12 protein-coding genes and 1 other RNA gene are annotated in these 18409 nt (G+C 73.3%); 10 read left to right on the top strand and 3 right to left on the bottom strand.

Going from position 1 to position 18409, the window contains the following annotated elements; translation table 11 throughout:
* Positions 1-339: 339 nt before the first annotated feature.
* Positions 340-4698, bottom strand: a complete 4359-nt coding sequence (locus ACZ6BG_RS06770) for an FHA domain-containing protein (RefSeq protein ID WP_468997663.1) — start codon at positions 4696-4698, stop codon at positions 340-342.
* Positions 4699-5283: 585 nt separating this feature from the next.
* On the opposite strand from ACZ6BG_RS06770, the gene ACZ6BG_RS06765 reads away from it, so the two are divergent.
* The 4 genes from ACZ6BG_RS06765 to ACZ6BG_RS06750 all read left to right on the top strand — a co-directional run bounded on the left by ACZ6BG_RS06765 (position 5284) and on the right by ACZ6BG_RS06750 (position 10434).
* On the top strand, positions 5284-6903 hold the full coding sequence (locus ACZ6BG_RS06765) for a serine/threonine-protein kinase (protein ID WP_468997661.1): 1620 nt from the start codon (positions 5284-5286) through the stop codon (positions 6901-6903).
* Positions 6904-7041: 138 nt separating this feature from the next.
* Complete coding sequence (locus ACZ6BG_RS06760) at positions 7042-8277, top strand: serine/threonine-protein kinase (RefSeq protein ID WP_468997658.1); 1236 nt, start codon at positions 7042-7044, stop codon at positions 8275-8277.
* Positions 8278-8332: 55 nt separating this feature from the next.
* Entirely contained in the window at positions 8333-9439 is a 1107-nt protein-coding gene (gene prfB, locus ACZ6BG_RS06755; protein ID WP_468450039.1) for a peptide chain release factor 2, read from the top strand.
* Between the two features lie 326 nt (positions 9440-9765).
* Entirely contained in the window at positions 9766-10434 is a 669-nt protein-coding gene (locus ACZ6BG_RS06750; protein ID WP_468997654.1) for a hypothetical protein, read from the top strand.
* 187 nt (positions 10435-10621) lie between these two features.
* Here the strand turns inward: ACZ6BG_RS06750 and ACZ6BG_RS06745 are convergent, their stop codons facing one another.
* Positions 10622-10813 carry a hypothetical protein gene (locus ACZ6BG_RS06745; protein ID WP_190114008.1) on the bottom strand — a complete coding sequence of 64 codons (192 nt, stop codon included), beginning with the start codon at positions 10811-10813 and terminating at the stop codon, positions 10622-10624.
* Between the two features lie 286 nt (positions 10814-11099).
* Here ACZ6BG_RS06745 and ftsE point away from each other — a divergent pair, with 286 nt between their 5' ends.
* From ftsE to dacB, 6 genes are all read left to right on the top strand, one after another.
* The gene (gene ftsE / locus ACZ6BG_RS06740) at positions 11100-11789 is read left to right on the top strand and encodes a cell division ATP-binding protein FtsE (protein WP_016644946.1); all 690 of its coding nucleotides are present in this window, start codon (positions 11100-11102) and stop codon (positions 11787-11789) included.
* A gap of 103 nt (positions 11790-11892) precedes the next feature.
* Positions 11893-12810 carry a permease-like cell division protein FtsX gene (gene ftsX, locus ACZ6BG_RS06735; RefSeq protein WP_468997647.1) on the top strand — a complete coding sequence of 306 codons (918 nt, stop codon included), beginning with the start codon at positions 11893-11895 and terminating at the stop codon, positions 12808-12810.
* A 100-nt stretch (positions 12811-12910) separates the two neighbouring features.
* Positions 12911-14119, top strand: a complete 1209-nt coding sequence (locus tag ACZ6BG_RS06730; RefSeq protein WP_468997643.1) for a S41 family peptidase — start codon at positions 12911-12913, stop codon at positions 14117-14119.
* An 18-nt stretch (positions 14120-14137) separates the two neighbouring features.
* Positions 14138-14659 carry an SsrA-binding protein SmpB gene (smpB, locus tag ACZ6BG_RS06725; protein WP_468450035.1) on the top strand — a complete coding sequence of 174 codons (522 nt, stop codon included), beginning with the start codon at positions 14138-14140 and terminating at the stop codon, positions 14657-14659.
* A gap of 112 nt (positions 14660-14771) precedes the next feature.
* Positions 14772-15142: a transfer-messenger RNA gene (gene ssrA / locus ACZ6BG_RS06720) on the top strand.
* Positions 15143-15261: 119 nt separating this feature from the next.
* Positions 15262-16863: a D-alanyl-D-alanine carboxypeptidase/D-alanyl-D-alanine endopeptidase gene (gene dacB / locus ACZ6BG_RS06715; protein ID WP_468997641.1), complete on the top strand. Its 1602-nt coding sequence runs from the start codon at positions 15262-15264 to the stop codon at positions 16861-16863.
* Here the strand turns inward: dacB and ACZ6BG_RS06710 are convergent.
* Positions 16787-18178, bottom strand: a complete 1392-nt coding sequence (locus ACZ6BG_RS06710) for an MFS transporter (protein WP_468997638.1) — start codon at positions 18176-18178, stop codon at positions 16787-16789. The genes dacB and ACZ6BG_RS06710 overlap by 77 nt on opposite strands.
* Between the last annotated feature and the right edge of the window lie 231 nt (positions 18179-18409).

Genomic DNA, 18409 nt, shown 5'->3' with positions numbered 1-18409 from the left:
TACGCCCGCACGGTCAGGGGCGGCAAGATGGTCAACGGCGTCAAGTCGGTGATCGTGATGGCGTTGTGACGTGCCGTCATCTGGCGTGGGCGCCCTTTCGGACGAGGTTCGCCGGGGTTTGCGTACGCCTTTCGCCCCACCTGTTCCCGGCCGGGGGCCGCGCCTTCCGTCCCACCGCTCCGCGGTGGGTTCCCCCACCCGCCCGCCCGTGACTGTGGGGCGCGGCTTGCCCTCGCGGGCGGCGGTCACGTCGGGCGCGGACGCCGCCAAGGGTTACCCCAGGCCGACGGCGTCGGCCCCGCGGGCGGCAGCCGCCCCGGGCGCCGGCCCGGGGACGCGTCACAGCAAGGAAGGGACCCGCTCCGCCGACACCGAGCGCGCCGCCCGCTCCAGCGCACTGGCGAGGAGGGCCAGATCCGTCGGCCCGTTCCCCAGCTCCCGCACGGGCCTCCGCGTCGGCGGATCCCCCATCCGCTCCCACTCGACCGGCACCACCGTGGGCCGCAGCGTCGCGGTCCGCGGAATCCGCCCGGTGACCCGCCCGGCCTGGAAGGCGGCCCCCCGCCCGTCCAGGCCGCGCAGCACACCCCGCCCGGGGGCAGGGTCGTCCGCCCCGGCCCCGACCGCGTCGAGCGCGACCAGGAGCCCGGCCCGCCGCCCCACCTCCGAGGCCCCGGCCCGCTCGCCCCGCGCCGCCGCGACCAAGTGCACGCCGAGCCGCTCCCCGTCCCGGGCCACCGCCTCCAGGGCCCGCACCACGGACCCGGCGGCGGGCCGCCCGGGCGACCCGAGCGCGGGCGCGAGCAGCGCGTCGAAGTCGTCCACGAGCACGACGAGCCGCGCGAGCGGCGGCCCGGGCTCGGCCCGCCCCGCCCCGACGGGCCGCAGCCGCATCGTGGCACTCGTCGGGGCGTCGAGGTCCCCGCTGTCGGCGGCGCTTGTGCCGCGGGGGGCGTCCGCTCCGCCGGGGCCGTTGGCTCCGCCGGGCGCGGCAGCGCCACCCGCGCCGCCGGAACCCTCGGCCCGGTCCACCCCACCCGCACGCCCCGCACCGCCGCCGTCCCCGGACGCCCCGAGGCCCCGCCCCGCCCCGGGCGACCCCCCGGCCTCCGCCCCGGAAGACCGCTGCGCGACCATCCGCCCGGACACCTCCCGCTGCGTATGCCACTCGGCGAACCCCACCCGCCCCAGCAACTCCGCCCGCCGCTTCAGCTCGGCCGTCAGGGACTGCGCGAACTCCCGCATCCGGACAGGGTCGTTGGCGGCGAGGTGCGTGGTCACATGGGGCAGCTCCGTACAGGCCCGCAAGCCGTCCCCCGGCCGCTCCCCAGCCCCGCTCCCGCCACCCGTCCCGGAGCCGTTGCCCGGTCCGCCGTCGCGGCCGTCGATGAGGACGATCCCGAGCCGGTCGGGCCGTTCGGCCGCCGCGAGGGACGCCGCCACGGACCGCAGCAACTCCGTGCGCCCGCTGCCCGTGGGCCCTTCGATCAGCAGATGCGGGCCGTCCGCGACGAGGTCCACGACCACCGGCCCGCGCACCCCCGCCCCGAGCACCGCCCAGGCCCGCCCGCCCAGTGCCTGCGCGTCGTCCGCGGCGGCCGCCCACCGCGCCATCAGCGAGGGGGGCGTGGCCCGGGCGAGCCCCAACTCGTCCAGGAGCCGCGCCGATTGGGGCAGCGGCACGGCCACCCGGGCCCGTCCGCCACCCGTACCCGCCCCGTCGGGCCGCAGCGGCGCGAGCGCCCGCGCGAACCGCTGCGCCCACGCCGCCGACACCGCGTCCACCACGGCGACCGTGCCGTGTCCCGCGGGCTGTCCCTCCGCCGTGCGCAGCACCCGCAGCGCCGTCGCCACGTCCCCGCTGAGCAGCGCCGCCGCCCCGCACGCGCGGAACGCGGGCGACACCTCGCACGCCGCCTCGTACGTATCCGTCACCGCTGACGTGGGTGACGCCGCCGCCGTCTCGGCGAGGCACACCACATGGATCCCGGCCCTGGCTCCTTCGCGCGCGAGCCGCACGGCTGCCTCCCGCAGCCCGGCCGACCCCGGATCCCCGTCCACGACCACCACCGTGCGCGGCCCGGCCGCGGGCACGCTCTCGGCGGAGCCGTCCAACGGGCCCCCGGAGAAGCCAGGTTGGCCGGACGCCACTCCGAACCCCGCCTCTGCCCCGGCCGGTTCGGCGGGTTCAGTGGGTTCATCGAGACGTCGCAGCAACTCGCCCGTACGGGCCGCCGCCTGGTCCCGGTCGTACGCGAGCAGCAGCCGGCAGTCCTGCCCATGGCCGGGTCTGACGTGCGGCAGCCAGCCCAGCCAGGACCACTCGTCGGCCCGCTGCCGCGGCGTACGCGTACGGTCCGTGCTGATCAGGACGATCTCCAGGGCCGCGGGCGAGTGCAGCGCCGCCAACTGCGCGAGCACCGATCTCGCCAGGCCCGCGAGCCGTTCGCGCGGCCCCGCGAGCCCCAGCGCCCCCGCCTCCCGCAGGCTCACCGTCACCGGCACCGCGGGCAGTAGTCCGTCCGCGCCCGGGGCGGTCCGGTCGACCGTGCCGAGCCGCACGGCCAGCGCCTCCGGGTGCCCGGGGCCGCGCTCCCAGAGCCGTGCCCCCGGCCCGAGCGCCGTCAGGAGCAGCGCCGCCGCGTCGGGCCACGCCTCGGGCACCCGCGCGCCCGCGTCGGCCACCGCGTCGGCGCCGACCGCTTCTGCCCCGTCCGGCCATCCGTCCTCGTACGCCCCGGCGTTCCGGGGCCCGTCATACGTCTCGTCGTACGCGGCGTGCTCCCGCTCCGCCTCCTCGCCCCGCCCACCGGCCAGCCGCCGCGCCCACGCGGAGAGCCCGCCCCGCTTGCGCACCCCACGCGGCACGGTCGTCCCCCGAGGCGGCGTACCGGCCCGGTGCCGCTCCATCTCCGGCACCCCACCCTGCTGCGGCACCACAGGCGCCTCGGAGGGGGTGGGGGAGCCGGTGGTGGGGGAGGTGGGGGAGGCCGGGGGCAGGCCCGGGCCACCAGGTGCCGCGGGCGGCGGGGGAGCCGCAGGGTGCGCGGGCGGTGCGGTGGGCGCAGGTGTCCCTTGCGCCCCGGGCATCCCTGGGGCCGCAGGCGTCCCCTGGGCCCCGGGCATTCGCGAGGCGCTGGGCATTCCGGGGTTCCCGGACATCCCTGGAGTCCCAGGCGTCCTCGTGGTCCCCTGCGTCCCCGGCGTCCTCTGGGTCCCGGGCATTCCGGGGTTCCCGGACATCCCTGGAGTCCCAGGCGTCTCCGTGGTCCCCGTGGTCCCCGGCGTCCCCTGGATCCCGGGCATTCCGGGGTTCCTGGGCGTCCCTGGAGTCCCTGGCGCTTCTGGGGTCCCAGGCATCCCTGTTGTCCCCGGCACACCGGGGGCCGCAGGCGTCTCTGTGGTCCTGGGCATCCCAGGGCGCCCGGACATCCCTGGAGTCCCCGGCACCCCTGAGACTTCAGACGCCCACGAGGCCCCACGTACCCCAGAAGCCCCAACAGCCCCACCGGCCTCCGGCGCATCCACGCGCCCACTCGCGCCCCCGGGCCCACCGCCATGCCCGCCCGCGCTGCCCCCAGCGGCCCCCCAGTCCGCCTCCCCGTACGCATGCTGCGTCGAGCCGTCCCCCGGCCGCACATCCCCAGGCCGTCCGTCCCCGTGCCGCACCCCCTCAGACCGCGCGCCCCCGGCTCCGGGGCCCTGCTGCCGCACATCCCCGCTCCCGGGACCCTGCTGCCGCACGCCCTCAGGCCGTCCGTCCCCGTGCCGTACGCCCTCAGACCGCGCGCCCCCGGTCCCGGGGCCCGGCTGCCGTCCGTCCCCAACCCCGGAACCCTGCCGCCGCCCATCCCCGACAGCCTGCCGCCGCACACCCCCAGCCATTGCGGCTCCAGCCCCACCAGGCACCCCGTGCCCAGGCCCTCCTGCGCCCTGCCCAGGGCTCACCGCCCCGTGCCCAGGGTTCACCGCGCCCTGCCCAGGGTTCACCGCCCCGTGCCCAGGGTTCACCGCCCCCTGCCCAGTGCCTCCCGCCCCCTCCAGGCCGACAACCCGCACCCGCACATGCCCCTCCCCGTCCGAGGCCGTCGGCAATGGGCTGTCCACGGCGTCGCCCGTGGTGAGCCGCAGCACGGACTCGCCGACGCGCAGGAGGGAGCCGGAGGGGAGGCGGACCGGGCGGTCGGAGATGGCGCGGCCGTCCACCGTCGTGCCGTTCGTCGAGCCGAGGTCGGTGACCGTGACGCGGCCGTCCGGGTCCAGGGTGACCGCGCAGTGCAGCCGGGAGACGTCCGGGTCGTCGAGGGGGACGTCGGCCTGCGCGGAGCGGCCGACGCGGATCTGGCCGCCGTGCAGCAGGTGCACACCGCCCGCGTCGGGGCCCGCGACCACGTGCAGCCGGGCGGTGGCCTCGGCCAGGTCGGGTCCGGGCTCGGCGGGGGTGCCGACGGACAGCACGGCGCCGTCGACCAGGGGCGGCTCGCCGAGCGTGCAGCGCTGGAGGTCGAGGCGGTCCGACTGGGCGTACAACACGGTGGGGCCGTCGCCCGCGCTCACGGCCGCGGCCAGGCCGGAGGCGACCGCGGCGAGGGCGGTCCCGGCGGGGGCGGTGACGAGCACGTCGCAGGCCGCCGCGGGGCGTCCCCCCGGCTCGGTCTGGCCGCCACGCGGCCCGAGGACGGTCAGCCGGATCTGCATCGCCGTCAGCGGTCCCTTCCTGCGCTGGGCGCCCGGCACGGGGACTCGCGCTGTGATTCCCCCCACCGCACACGGGCACGTCGGCCAGTACGGACAGCATCCTCGCACCTGCCACTGACAACACGCCCGCCCCCCACCCGCATTTGATCTTGATTGGTCGGCTCTGCTCGGAAACGTGCCCGCAAAGTGCCTGCTCGGACCGATGTGGGCGGTGATGACCACGTGGACGCGGCGGACCCGGCGCAGGGCCCGGGGCAGGACCCGGAGCGGGACCCGGGACCAAAGTCCGTTTCGGTGGCTCCTGACGGCTTGCGGCGCCCTCCCGGCAACCAACCGCGCTGGTCCAGCGTCTTCCCTCCGAACAATGGTCCGTCGTGGGTCCGATTCCGGCCGCCGTGAGGCGCAAGATCGTCGGACGGCGCCCCGTTCGGCGGCACTACAGTGGGTCGGAACGCTGTACCGGACGACGGGGCGGCGCGAAGCACACCAGCACCGCAGGACAGCGGGACGGCGCCACCGCACAGCGGGGCGGCGCGAACGCACCGCAGGACCACAGACCAGCCAGATCAGCAGGGAGCGCATGACGTGCGGCCGGTAGGCAGCAAGTACCTGCTCGAGGAGCCGCTCGGGCGCGGCGCCACGGGCACCGTCTGGCGAGCCCGCCAGCGGGAGACCGCGGGCGCCGAAGCGGCCGTTCCCGGCCAGCCCGGCGAGACCGTCGCGATCAAGGTCCTCAAGGAGGAGCTGGCCAACGACCCGGACGTGGTGATGCGCTTCCTGAGAGAGCGCTCCGTCCTGCTCAGGCTGACGCACCCGAACATCGTGCGCACCCGCGACCTGGTCGTCGAGGGCGATCTGCTCGCGCTGGTCATGGACCTCGTCGAGGGCCCCGACCTGCACAAGTACCTGCGCGAGAACGGCCCGTTCACACCGGCCGCGGCGGCCCTGCTCACCGCACAGATCGCCGACGCGCTCGCCGCGAGCCACGCCGACGGCGTCGTGCACCGCGATCTGAAGCCCGCGAACGTCCTGGTCAAGCAGGACGCGAGCGGCATGCACCCGATGCTCACGGACTTCGGCATCGCCCGCCTCGCCGACTCCCCGGGCCTGACCCGCACCCAGGAGTTCGTCGGCACGCCCGCGTACGTCGCGCCGGAGTCCGCCGAGGGCCGCCCGCAGACGAGCGCCGTCGACATCTACGGCGCGGGCATCCTGCTGTACGAGCTGGTCACCGGCCGTCCGCCGTTCGCCGGTGGCTCCGCCCTCGAAGTGCTGCACCAGCACCTGAGCGCCGAGCCGCGCCGCCCCTCGACCGTGCCCGACCCGCTGTGGACGGTCATCGAGCGCTGCCTCAGCAAGGACCCCGACCGCCGCCCCAGCGCCGAGAACCTGGCGCGCGGCCTGCGCGCCGTCGCCGACGGCATCGGGGTGCACGCGAGCGCCGCGCAGATCGCCGCCGCCGAGGGCGTCGCCGCGCTGCTCGCGCCCGACCCCGCGCCCGCGCCGGTCCCCGGCAGCCAGGGCGCGGCCGACCCCACCCAGGTCCTGCCGACCAACGCGGGGGCGTACGACCCGAACGCCGCGACCAGCGTCATGCCGAACACCGGCGGCCCCCAGGGCCCGAACGCCGACCCCACGGCTGTCCTGCCGCCGGTGGGCCACAACCAGGGCGGCAACCCCGACGAGCCGCACCCCTGGCAGAACCAGATGCGCGCGGCCCGCGACCGCAACGACCAGACGCAGGTGCAGTACCTGGACCCGAGCCAGGACCCGCTGCGCCGCCGCCCGCAGCGCCAGGTGGCCCGCCCGCAGCAGCCCCAGCAGCCGCAGCCGTACGCCCCGCAGCACCAGCCGCAGCCGTACCAGCCGCAGCCCCAGCCGCGCCAGATGCAGCCGCAGCCCCAGCCGTACGCGCCCCAGCCGCAGCCGTACCAGCCGCCGCCGCAACCCGCCCCGCCGCCGCAGCCCGCGCCCCCGGAGCCGCGCCGTCAGCGCGGGCCGAACCCCAACCGGACCCGGATCCCCGGCCTCGGCTGCCTCAAGGGCTGCCTGGTCGTGCTCGTGATCCTGTTCATCGCGAGCTGGCTGGTCTGGGAGCTGAGCCCGCTCCAGGACTGGATCGGCACGACGAAGAGCTACTGGGACCAGATCAAGGACGTCTACAACACGGTGTCCGACTGGTCGAGCAAGGTCGGCGGGAACTGACGGAAGGCCGGGTTCGGGAGCCGGACCCGGCCGACTCTGTTGATTTGTCGACTCCTGCGGGGTGATTTCCCGTGCGGATGTGATGGTTGGTGCCCTGGCCGCGTAGTTTTGGGCCAACACACATCCGTAGGAGCAGTCTTGGGACGGAAGATCGGCAGCCGGTACACGGCCCACCAGATTCTGGGACGGGGCAGCGCCGGCACGGTGTGGCTCGGCGAAGGCCCCGAAGGTCCTGTCGCCATCAAGCTGCTGCGCGAGGACCTGGCGTCCGACCAGGAACTCGTCGGCCGCTTCGTCCAGGAGCGCACGGCGCTGCTCAGCCTCGACCACGCGCGCGTGGTGGGCGTCCACGACCTGGTGGTCGACGGCAACGACCTCGCCCTGGTGATGGATCTCGTACGGGGCACCGATCTGCGGACGCGTCTGGAGCGCGAGCGCAGGCTCGCCCCCGAGGCCGCCGTCGCGATCGTCGCGGACGTCGCCGACGCGCTCGCCGCGGCGCACGCGGCGGGGATCGTGCACCGGGACGTGAAGCCCGAGAACGTCCTCCTCGACATGCAGGGCCCCCTCGGCCCCGGCGGGTCGCACCCGGCCCTGCTCACCGACTTCGGCGTCGCCAAGCTCATCGACTCGCCGCGCCGCACCCGCGCCACGAAGATCATCGGCACGCCGGACTATCTGGCCCCCGAGATCATCGAGGGCCTGCCCCCGCGCGCGGCCGTCGACATCTACGCCCTCGCCACCGTCCTGTACGAGCTGCTCGCGGGCTTCACGCCGTTCGGCGGCGGCCACCCCGGAGCCGTCCTGCGGCGCCACGTCACCGAGACCGTGGTCCCGCTGCCCGGCATCCCCGAGGAGCTCTGGCAGCTCATGGTGCAGTGCCTGGCCAAGGCCCCGGCCTCCCGGCTGCGCGCCTCCGAGCTCGGCGACCGGCTGCGCGAGCAGCTGCCCCTGCTCGCGGGCATGCCGCCCCTGGACGTCGACGAGCCCGAGGCGGAGCCCACCGACGAGCCGTACGAGGAGACGTCCCCGGAGCCGCACGAGAAGCCCCCGCGGCGGGGCGCCGTGCCCCTCGTCCCCGGCGCCGCGCCCGCGGACGCCAACCGCGACACCCACACCTCCATGCGCGTCCCCGCCCCCGACGAGCTGGCGGGCGGCGCCCGCGGCACGGCCCGCGCCCCCCGCGCCACGGGCACCGTCCGCCCCGGCTCGGCCCGCCACCGCGCCTCGGCCAGACGCCGCCGGATCACGCTCGGCGTGGCGGGGGTCGTCCTCGCCGCGGCGGTCGGCGCGGGTGCCTGGTACGCCACGTCCGGGGGCGACAGCGACCCCGCGACCCCCGACAACAGCAACTCGGCGCCGCCGGTCCCGTAGGTCCCGGGCCCGCCGCCGGGGGAAGACTGCTTGCCGTAGCCGTTACGCTGGTGTGGTGGCAGTCGTCGACGTATCCGAAGAGCTCAAGTCCCTCTCCTCGACCATGGAGTCGATCGAGGCCGTCCTGGACCTCGACAAGCTGAGGGCAGACATCGCCGTGCTCGAGGAGCAGGCGGCCGCGCCGTCCCTCTGGGACGACCCGGACGAGGCGCAGAAGATCACCAGCAAGCTGAGCCACCTCCAGGCGGAGGTCAGGAAGGCCGAGTCGCTGCGCGGGCGTATCGACGATCTGGGCGTGCTCTTCGAGATGGCCGAGGAGGAGGACGACCCGGACACGCGCGCGGAGGCCGAGTCGGAGCTCACGGCGGTCAAGAAGGCGCTGGACGAGATGGAGGTCCGCACCCTCCTGTCCGGGGAGTACGACGCCCGTGAGGCGGTCGTCACCATCCGCGCGGAGGCCGGCGGCGTCGACGCCTCCGACTTCGCCGAGAAGCTCCAGCGGATGTACCTGCGCTGGGCGGAGCGCCACGGCTACAAGACCGAGCTGTACGAGACGTCGTACGCGGAAGAGGCCGGCATCAAGTCGACCACCTTCGCCGTGCAGGCTCCGTACGCGTACGGCACGCTCTCCGTGGAGCAGGGCACGCACCGCCTGGTGCGCATCTCGCCGTTCGACAACCAGGGCCGTCGCCAGACGTCCTTCGCGGGGGTCGAGATCCTCCCGGTGGTCGAGCAGACGGACCACATCGAGATCGACGAGAGCGAGCTGCGCGTCGATGTGTACCGCTCCTCGGGCCCCGGCGGCCAGGGCGTGAACACGACCGACTCCGCGGTCCGCCTGACCCACCTGCCCACCGGCATCGTCGTCTCCTGTCAGAACGAGCGCTCGCAGATCCAGAACAAGGCGACCGCGATGAACGTCCTCCAGGCGAAGCTCCTCGAGCGCCGCCGCCAGGAGGAGCAGGCCAAGATGAACGCCCTCAAGGGCGACGGCGGCAACTCCTGGGGCAACCAGATGCGTTCGTACGTCCTGCACCCGTACCAAATGGTGAAGGACCTGCGCACGGAGTTCGAAGTCGGCAACCCCGAGGCCGTGTTCAACGGCGAGATCGACGGCTTCCTTGAGGCCGGAATTCGCTGGCGCAAGCAGCAGGAGAAGTAATTTCGGCGCTTTGTCGACAAAGCTGAGCAAGGCAACTGCCACCCCCTGGGCGGCAGTTGCCTTTGTTTATGGGCCTTCCGGGGCCTCCTGTGGGCTTCCTGCGCCTTTTACGTCACAGTCACATGTCCGTACGCCGGTCAACTGTCCCCATAACGGGCATCGCGCCCGCAACGACCTTGACGGTGCTTCGAAAACTGGCAAGGCTAGCGAGCGGCATGCGTATCTCCGGTGCGCGTGTGATCCGGGGGGCCGAACGAGAGTCACCCCGCGTCCGCGATCCGGGGCGCTGCCTCACTGACGATTCAGCTACTGGGGGTAGCAGCCAGATGACGAAGAAGACGCGGATCCGCGTCGCGCGGATAGCCGCCGGCGCAGTGATCGCCGCGGGCGCCTCGCTGACCGCCGCCGGCGCCGCCTCGGCCCTGGACGTCGGCGTCGAGCTCGGCGGGACGGGCGCGAGCGCCTCCGCCGACGAGAACGGCATCGGCGTCGACGTCGATCTGCCGGGCGACGACGAGGACCCGGAAGAGCCCACCAACCCGCCGGAGCCGACGGACGAGCCGACGGACCCGCCGGAGCCCACGGACCCGCCGGAGCCGACGGACCCGCCCACGGAGCCCACGGACCCGCCGGAGCCGACGGACCCGCCCACCGAGCCCTCGGACCCGCCCACCCGGCCCACCGACCCGGGTGACAACAACGGCACGGGCGGCGGCACCGGCGGTAATGGTGGCAACGGCGGCAACGACACCGACCCCGACGGCGGCGGCTCCAACCCCGCCGAGCAGGGCGGCAAGGACAGCCTGACCGACACCGGCTCCAAGCCGGTCGAGCGGGTCTCCGACACCGGCAGCGGCAAGAACGACGGCGAACTGGCCGAGACGGGCGCCGCCGAGACCACCTTCCTGATCATCGGTGCCGCCACCATGATCGCCGGTGGCGTCGGCTTCCGCTTCCTGCCGCGCCTGGTCGGCAACCGCGGCGCCGCCGCCTGATCCGGCGGGGCGCCCTGAGGGGCATGCGTGACGCGGCGCGTACGGAGGCGTACGTGTCGTAGCGGGTGACCCTCGGGAGCCTCAGGGGCACGAGAAAGGGCCCGGAGCCGCATCGGCTCCGGGCCCTTCATCTGTCCTGCGCTTATGGCGCCGGGGCGCACTGCCGCCCGGGACCAGTGCCCAACGACTACGCGGTCTGGTGCGCCAGCAGGGCCATCGCCATGATCAGCACCACGAGCAGCCCTATCAGGGCCGCGGGGCTGAGGCCGCCGAAGGGGCCCTCGTGCTGCATCCGCTCCCGGTTCGCCCGGCACACGGGGCAGCGGCCCTCGCTCACAGGCGCCGCGCAGTTCGCGCACACCAACCTGTCATAGGTCATGCGCTTCTCCTCCCGCACAGTCTCAGCCTGCCCAACGCTCGGGGAACCTCAACCGTTCCCCCTACCACTGTGCCAGCTTCCGCGGAATTCGGCGCGGCCCGCCGCCCGGCCCCGGTTGACGTCCGCCCCGCCCCAGCCGTGGGGCAGTGCCCCCGCACCCTCGGGCGCCCCATTTGTTCCGGGTCGGATCCACAACAAACCGCGCAACTCAGGACGCCGACTGCGCGGCCCCTTCCGGTTCGCGTATGGTCACGCTCACCTACCCCCGGCTACCCGTGGTGCATCCGTGATCCGATTCGACAATGTGTCCAAGGCCTATCCGAAGCAGAACCGCCCGGCCCTCCGCGATGTGTCGCTGGAGATCGAGAAGGGCGAGTTCGTCTTCCTGGTGGGGTCATCCGGCTCCGGAAAGTCGACCTTCCTGCGGCTGATCCTCCGCGAGGAGCGCACCAGCCACGGCCAGGTGCACGTCCTGGGCAAGGACCTGGCCCGGCTCTCCAACTGGAAGGTGCCGCACATGCGCCGCCAGCTGGGCACCGTCTTCCAGGACTTCCGGCTCCTGCCGAACAAGACCGTCGCCGAGAACGTGGCCTTCGCCCAGGAGGTCATCGGCAAGTCGCGCGGCGAGATCCGCAAGTCCGTGCCCCAGGTCCTCGACCTCGTCGGCCTCGGCGGCAAGGAGGACCGGATGCCCGGCGAGCTGTCCGGCGGTGAGCAGCAGCGCGTGGCCATCGCGCGGGCCTTCGTCAACCGGCCGAAGCTCTTGATCGCCGACGAGCCGACGGGCAACCTCGACCCGCAGACCTCGGTCGGCATCATGAAGCTCCTCGACCGCATCAACCGCACCGGCACCACCGTCGTGATGGCCACCCACGACCAGCAGATCGTGGACCAGATGCGCAAGCGCGTCATCGAGCTGGAGAAGGGCCGCCTGGTCCGAGACCAGTCCCGCGGCGTCTACGGCTACCAGCACTGATCCGGCCCTCGGCGCGCCCCCACGGCCGTCGGCACGCCCCACCGCAGCCGGCCGCCGCGCCGGCCCCGCAGCACCGCTCCCCCTGATCCATTGAAAGGCCGCCATGCGCGCCCAGTTCGTCCTGTCGGAGATCGGCGTCGGTCTCCGCCGCAATCTCACGATGACCTTCGCGGTCGTCGTCTCCGTAGCGCTCTCGCTCGCCCTCTTCGGCGGCTCGCTGCTCATGCGCGACCAGGTGAGCACGATGAAGGGCTACTGGTACGACAAGGTCAACGTCTCGATCTTCCTGTGCAACAAGGCGGACGCCGAGCAGGACCCCAAGTGCGCCAAGGGTGCCGTCACGAACGAGCAGAAGGACCGGATCCTCACCGACCTGAAGAAGATGCCGGTCGTCGACACGGTCCAGCACGAGACGGCGGACCAGGCGTACAAGCACTACAAGGAGCAGTTCGGCGACTCCCCGCTGTCCAGCTCGCTGACGCCGGACCAGATGCAGGAGTCGTACCGCATCAAGCTGAAGGACCCGGAGAAGTACCAGGTGGTCGCGACCGCCTTCTCCGGAAGGGACGGCGTGCAGTCCGTGGAGGACCAGAAGGGCGTTCTGGACAACCTCTTCGAGCTGCTCAACGGCATGAACTGGGCGGCGCTCGCGGTGATGGCGCTGATGCTCGTCGTGGCGCTGATGCTGATCGTCAACACGGTGCGCGTATCGGCGTTCAGCCGTCGCCGTGAAACCGGGATCATGCGGCTCGTCGGCGCGTCCAGCTTCTACATCCAGATGCCGTTCATCCTGGAGGCGGCGGTCGCCGGACTGATCGGCGGCGGGCTCGCGTGCGGATTCCTGCTTATTGGCCGGTACTTCATCATCGACCACGGCCTGGAGCTGTCCGAGAAGCTCAACCTGATCAACTTCATCGGCTGGGACGCGGTGCTCGCGAAACTGCCGTTGGTGCTCGCCATCGGCCTGTTGATGCCCGCGCTGGCCGCTTTCTTCGCCCTGCGCAAGTACCTGAAGGTGTGAGACGGCAGGTATCCCACGCTCCTGCGGGTGTGAGGAGTGCCTCGGGCGCCGTGCGGTCAACCGGCCGTGCGGCGCCCCTCGTTGTCCTAGACTCACCGACATGTCAGGCCCTGATTGGCACGTCGAGCCCCGCCGCATCCGCCGCGGGGCGGCCCTGACGTTGGTCTTCGCGAGTGTCCTCGCCACCGGCGCCGCCACCGGATCCTGGCCCGGGGGCGCCGAGGAAGGCCGGAACAAGGCAGCTCCCTCGACCCGCTCGGTCTCCGCCACCCGGGACGCGCGGGACCCCCACGACCCCCACGACGCCGACCGCGACCCCGCCGACGAGGCCGCCGAAGCCGCCGCGGACGCGATGGCCGACGGCAAGTCCGGCGAGAAGGCCGCCGAGGACGTGGTCAGCCGCAGCGGCGACCGGTGGTCGTCGGTCTACTCCCAGGGGGAGTACCGCGAGTTCGAGCAGTCCCTCGGCGGCGCCTACACCGGGGTCGGCCTGTGGGCCCGGCGGGAGGCCGACGGCAGGATCGAGGTGTCCCGGGTGCAGCGCGGCGGGCCCGCCGACCGGGCCGGCATCCACGAGGGCGACAAGCTCACCACCATCGACGGCAAGAACGTCACCGGCCGCCCCGTCACCGACGTCGTGTCCCTGTTGCGCGGCACCCGCGCGAACACCCCGGTCACCCTCGGCCTCAAGCGCGGCACGCGCGCGTGGACCGAGACCCTGCGCCGGGCCCGCCTCTCGACGGACTCCGTGACCGTCACCCGGCTCCGCGGCGGCGCCGTGATGATCAAGGTCGCGGCGTTCACGAAGGGCTCCGGCGAGGCCGTGCGGAAGGCGGTGCGCGGGGCCCCCGCGGGCGCCGGGATCCTCCTTGACCTGCGCGGCAACTCCGGCGGCCTGGTCTCCGAGGCCACCACGGCCTCCTCCGCGGTCCTGGACGGCGGCCTCGTCGCCACGTACGACGTCCGGGGCAAGCAGCGCGCGCTCCACGCCGAGCAGGGCGGCGACACCCAAAGACCCGTGGTCGCGCTCGTCGACGGCGGCACGATGAGCGCGGCCGAGCTGCTCACCGGGGCCCTCCAGGACCGCGGCCGCGCGGTTGTCGTGGGCTCCAGGACATTCGGCAAGGGCTCGGTGCAGATGCCGAGCAAGCTGCCCGGCGGCTCCGTCGCCGAGCTGACGGTCGGGCACTACCGCACCCCTTCGGGGAAGGCGGTCGACGGCCGGGGCATCACCCCGGACCTGGAGGTCGAGGACGGTGCCCAGGAGCGGGCCGAGACAGTATTGACTGGCCTCGGACCCCCCTCGTAGTGCGAAAATGGCCGCACTATGGCGAAGGAAAAGGTAAAGCGCAAGGCCGCCAAGGCCAACGAGAAGGCACCCGCCCGGAAGATGGTCGCGCAGAACAAGAAGGCGCGGCACGACTACCACATCCTGGACACCTACGAGTGCGGCCTGGTGCTCATGGGCACCGAGGTCAAGTCGCTGCGGCTGGGCCGGGCCTCCCTGGTGGACGGCTTCGTGCACATCGACCACGGCGAGGCGTGGCTGCACAACATCCACGTCCCCGAGTACGTCCAGGGCACCTGGACCAACCACTCCGCCACGCGGAAGCGCAAGCTGCTGCTGCACCGGGCCGAGATCGACAAGCTGGAGTCGAAGTCCCAGGAGACGGGTCACACGATCGTGCCCCTCGCCCTGTACTTCAAGGACAGCCGCGTCAAGGTCGAGATCGCGCTCGCCAAGGGCAAGAAGGAGTACGACAAGCGGCAGACGCTGCGCGAGAAGCAGGACACGCGTGAGACGAACCGGGCGATCTCGGCGGCCAGGCGGCGCCAGGGGATCGGCTAGGCCCCCGGCGCCCGGGAATAGGCTGGCACCGGTCGGCGTTGGTCACGTACGATGGTTCATGCCCCGCAGGTGACGGGGCGCCCCCTCCTCGGAGGGTTTGAAAAAACAACATGGGGATGATCGGTTTCGACAGCGGATGTCGAAGCAGGGGAAGCGTGTCGAGGAAGCGGCAATGATCTCGTAAACCATATGTCGCAACCAATAATCGCCAACACCAAGCGCGATTCCTTCGCCCTCGCTGCCTAAGTAGCGACTTTGCGAAGTGTCAGCCCGGGGCTGTTCCCGACCCGGATCCTGGCATCAGCTAGGGAACTAAACTTCTAGACCCGGTCACGGGGTCTGGGAGGAAATCAAACAGTGACTGAGCCCGTCGGAGACTTGTCCACGAGATCTCCGGGGCTGAGAAAATCGCAGTGGACTGCACACGGAGAAGCCCTGATTCTGCACCGTTGGACGCGGGTTCGATTCCCGCCATCTCCACAATTCCCATGTGAGGCGAAGGCCCGGCGACCCCAGCGGTCGGCGGGCCTTCGTCGTGTCCGGGCACGACACGCGTGCGGTGGTCTGTCGCCGCGTGCAGTCTTCCGGGATGCTCCAGGGTCATGAGTAGACCCGTGAGACGCGTCAACCACCGTATGCGCCACTGGATCTGGCCCGGCGTGCTCGGCATCGCCGTGGCCACCCTCTCTTTCGGCTCCCTCAGCGCCCCGGCCGGGGCGGACTCCGACCGGAGCGGGCTGCCCGAAGCCATCGACACCATCCTCGGGGACCCCCGCATGGAGGGCGGCGCGGCCAGCGTCGTGGTCGCCGACGCCGAGTCCGGCGACATCCTCTACCAGCACCTGCCCAGCGGGCGCCTCATGCCCGCCTCCAACACCAAGATGCTCACCTCCGCCGCCGCCCTGGAACTGCTCGGCCCCGACCACCGGTTCCGCACCGACGTGCTCGCCGCAGGTGACCGGCACGGGCCCGTCCTCAAGGGCGACCTGTACCTGCGCGGCACCGGCGACCCGACGACGCTCGCCAAGGACTACGACAAGCTCGCCGCGGACATCGCGGCCAAGGGCATCAAGCGCGTCTCGGGGCGGCTCGTCGCCGACGACACCCGCTTCGACGACCGCCGCCAGGGCGACACCTGGGGCGCCGACGACGAGTCCTCGTACTACGCCGCGCAGATCTCCGCGCTGAGTGTCGCCCCCGACACCGACTACGACACGGGCACGGTCATCGTCGAGGTGGCGCCGGGAGCCGCCGCCGGGGACAAGCCGCGCGTCACCGTGACCCCGAAGACCGACTACGTAGACATCGATCTGCGCGCCAAGACGGTCGCGGCGGGCGGCGGCGACACCATCGCCGTCGAGCGGCAGCACGGCAAGAACACGATCACCGTCACCGGCGACGTGCCCGTCGGCGGCTCCACCACCAAGGAGTGGATCACCGTCTGGGAGCCGACCCGGTACGCCGCCGCGGTCTTCCGGGACGCGCTGGCCGCCCACGGCGTGAAGGTGAGCGGACCGACCCGGGCCGGGATCGCGACCCCCCAGGGGGCGCGCGAGCTGGCCTCGCACCACTCCATGCAGCTCAGGGACCTGCTGATCCCGTTCATGAAGCTGTCCAACAACATGCACGCCGAGTCCCTGACGAAGGCCATGGGGCACAGGGCGACCGGGCGACCCGGCAACTGGGGCGACGGCATCGCGGCGATCGGCGGCTACCTGAAGACCGCCGGGGTCGACCCGGGCAAGCTGCGCCAGGTCGACGGCTCCGGGCTCTCCCGCAAGGACAACGTCGCCGCCGACCAGTTCATCAAGCTGCTCCGCTCGGCCAGGGGCGAGCCGTGGTTCGCCGACTGGTACCGGTCCCTGCCGGTGGCGTGCGACCCGGACAAGTTCGACGGCGGTACGTTGCGCACGCGCATGTGCGGGACACCGGCGGCGCTCAACGCGCACGCGAAGACCGGGTCGCTGACCGGCGCGTCCGCCCTCTCCGGGTACGTGACCGACGCGGGCGGCCGGGAGCTGGTCTTCAGCATCGTCCTCAACAACTACCTGCCGTCGTCGGTCAAGGCCCTGGAGGACGCCATCGTCGTCACCCTCGCCAAGTCCGACGAGGACAAGGCCGTCCTGGTCAGGCCCCGTACGGAGCGTGGTTCCGACCGGAGCGGCGAGCTCGAGTGCTCGTGGCGCAAGCCCGCGCGGTGCTGAGCAGCAGCGCGCACAGCGCCGCGGCGACCGGCACGGCGTAGGCGGCGGCGGGGCCCAGGTGCTCCGCCGCCCAGCCGCCGGCCGCCGCGCCGCACGCGATGCCCCCGAGGAGGCCGGTCACGGCGAGGGTCATGGCCTCGTTCAACTGCCCCTCGGGGGCGCCCCGCTGCACCAGCGTCATGCCCGTCACCATCGTCGGGGCGGTCGCCATCCCGGCCACCAGGAGCGCCCCGGCGAGCACGACGAGCGAGCCGGTCGTCACCACGGCGAGCAGCGGCAGCGTCATCAGGGCCGCCATCGCCACCCCGCACAGGACGTGCCGCCGGTCCGGGGAACCGCTCGGCCGCAGCGCTCCGTAGACCAGCCCCGCCACGCAGGAGCCCGCGGCCTGCAGGGCCAGGACGACGCCCGCGGCCGCCTTGTGGCCCCGCTCGTCCGCGTACGCGATGGTCGCGACCTCCATGGCGCCGAAGACGGCCCCGGTCGCGAGGAACACGACAAGCAGGGCGGGCATCCCGCGCGTGCGCAGCGGCGACCTCGGCCCCGGCGTCGCGTCCGTACGCTCCCGGACCGGGGGTTCCGTCGTGCGCTGCGCGGCGAAGAGCAGGACGCCGGTCAGCAGCAGCACGGCGCCCACGAGAGTGCCCGCCTGCGGGAAGAGCGCCCCGCACAGGAACGCCGCGAGCACCGGGCCGAGCATGAAGCACAGCTCGTCCGCCGCCTGCTCGAAGGAGTTGGCGGTGTGCAGCGCGTCCGGCTCGCCCTTCAGCAGATGCGACCAGCGCGCCCGTGACATGCCCCCGGTGTTCGGGGTCGTGGCCGTCCCCACGTACGAGGCGAACAGCGTCCAGTCCGGCGCCCCGAAGCGCACGCACAGCAGCAGCGACAGCGAGCCGAGCACGGCCAGGACCGTGGCGGGCACGGCGATCCGCGCCTGCCCGTACCGGTCGACCATGCGGGCCGTCCAGGGCCCCACGACGGCGGTCGCGGCGAGCCCGGTGGCGGTGACGGCACCCGCGAGGGCGTACGAGTCACGGGCCCCCGCGATCATGATCACGGCGCTCACGCTGAACATGCCCATGGGCAGCCGGGCGATGAGGTTGCCGACGGTGAAGGCGGTGGCGCCGGGTATCGCGAAGAGTCGGGCGTAGGGGTTGCGGGGGCGGCGGGTACGCGCGCGGAGGGCTTGTTCCGGCGGGGTGGCGGGCGCGGGGGGCGACGAGGTGGTGGGGGTGGCCGGCTCGGTGGGGGAGTGCGGGGGCCGGGGGCGGGCGGGGGCTTGCGGGGTGCGGGAGTTGGCGGGGGCCTCGGGCATGGCTCAAGGCTCGCCGCCGTGTGCGGGCGTGGTCCAACACCTTCTGGAGGGCGATTCACGCGCCTGGGTTGTAAATTCACGGGATGATCGAACCGCCGTCCGGGGGGCCGCCCGTGCCCGCGTCAGGGCCAACGTCCGCGTCGGCCTCCGAGCCCGCGCCCGCGTCGGCCTCCGAGCCCGCGCCCGCGTCGGCCTCCGAGCCCGCGCCCGCGTCGGCCTCCGAGCCCGCGC

It is taken from the genome of Streptomyces sp. NPDC041205, assembly GCF_055591765.1.
Note: the sequence above shows the minus strand (reverse complement) of the source record. Positions and strands in the feature narration are given on the sequence as shown.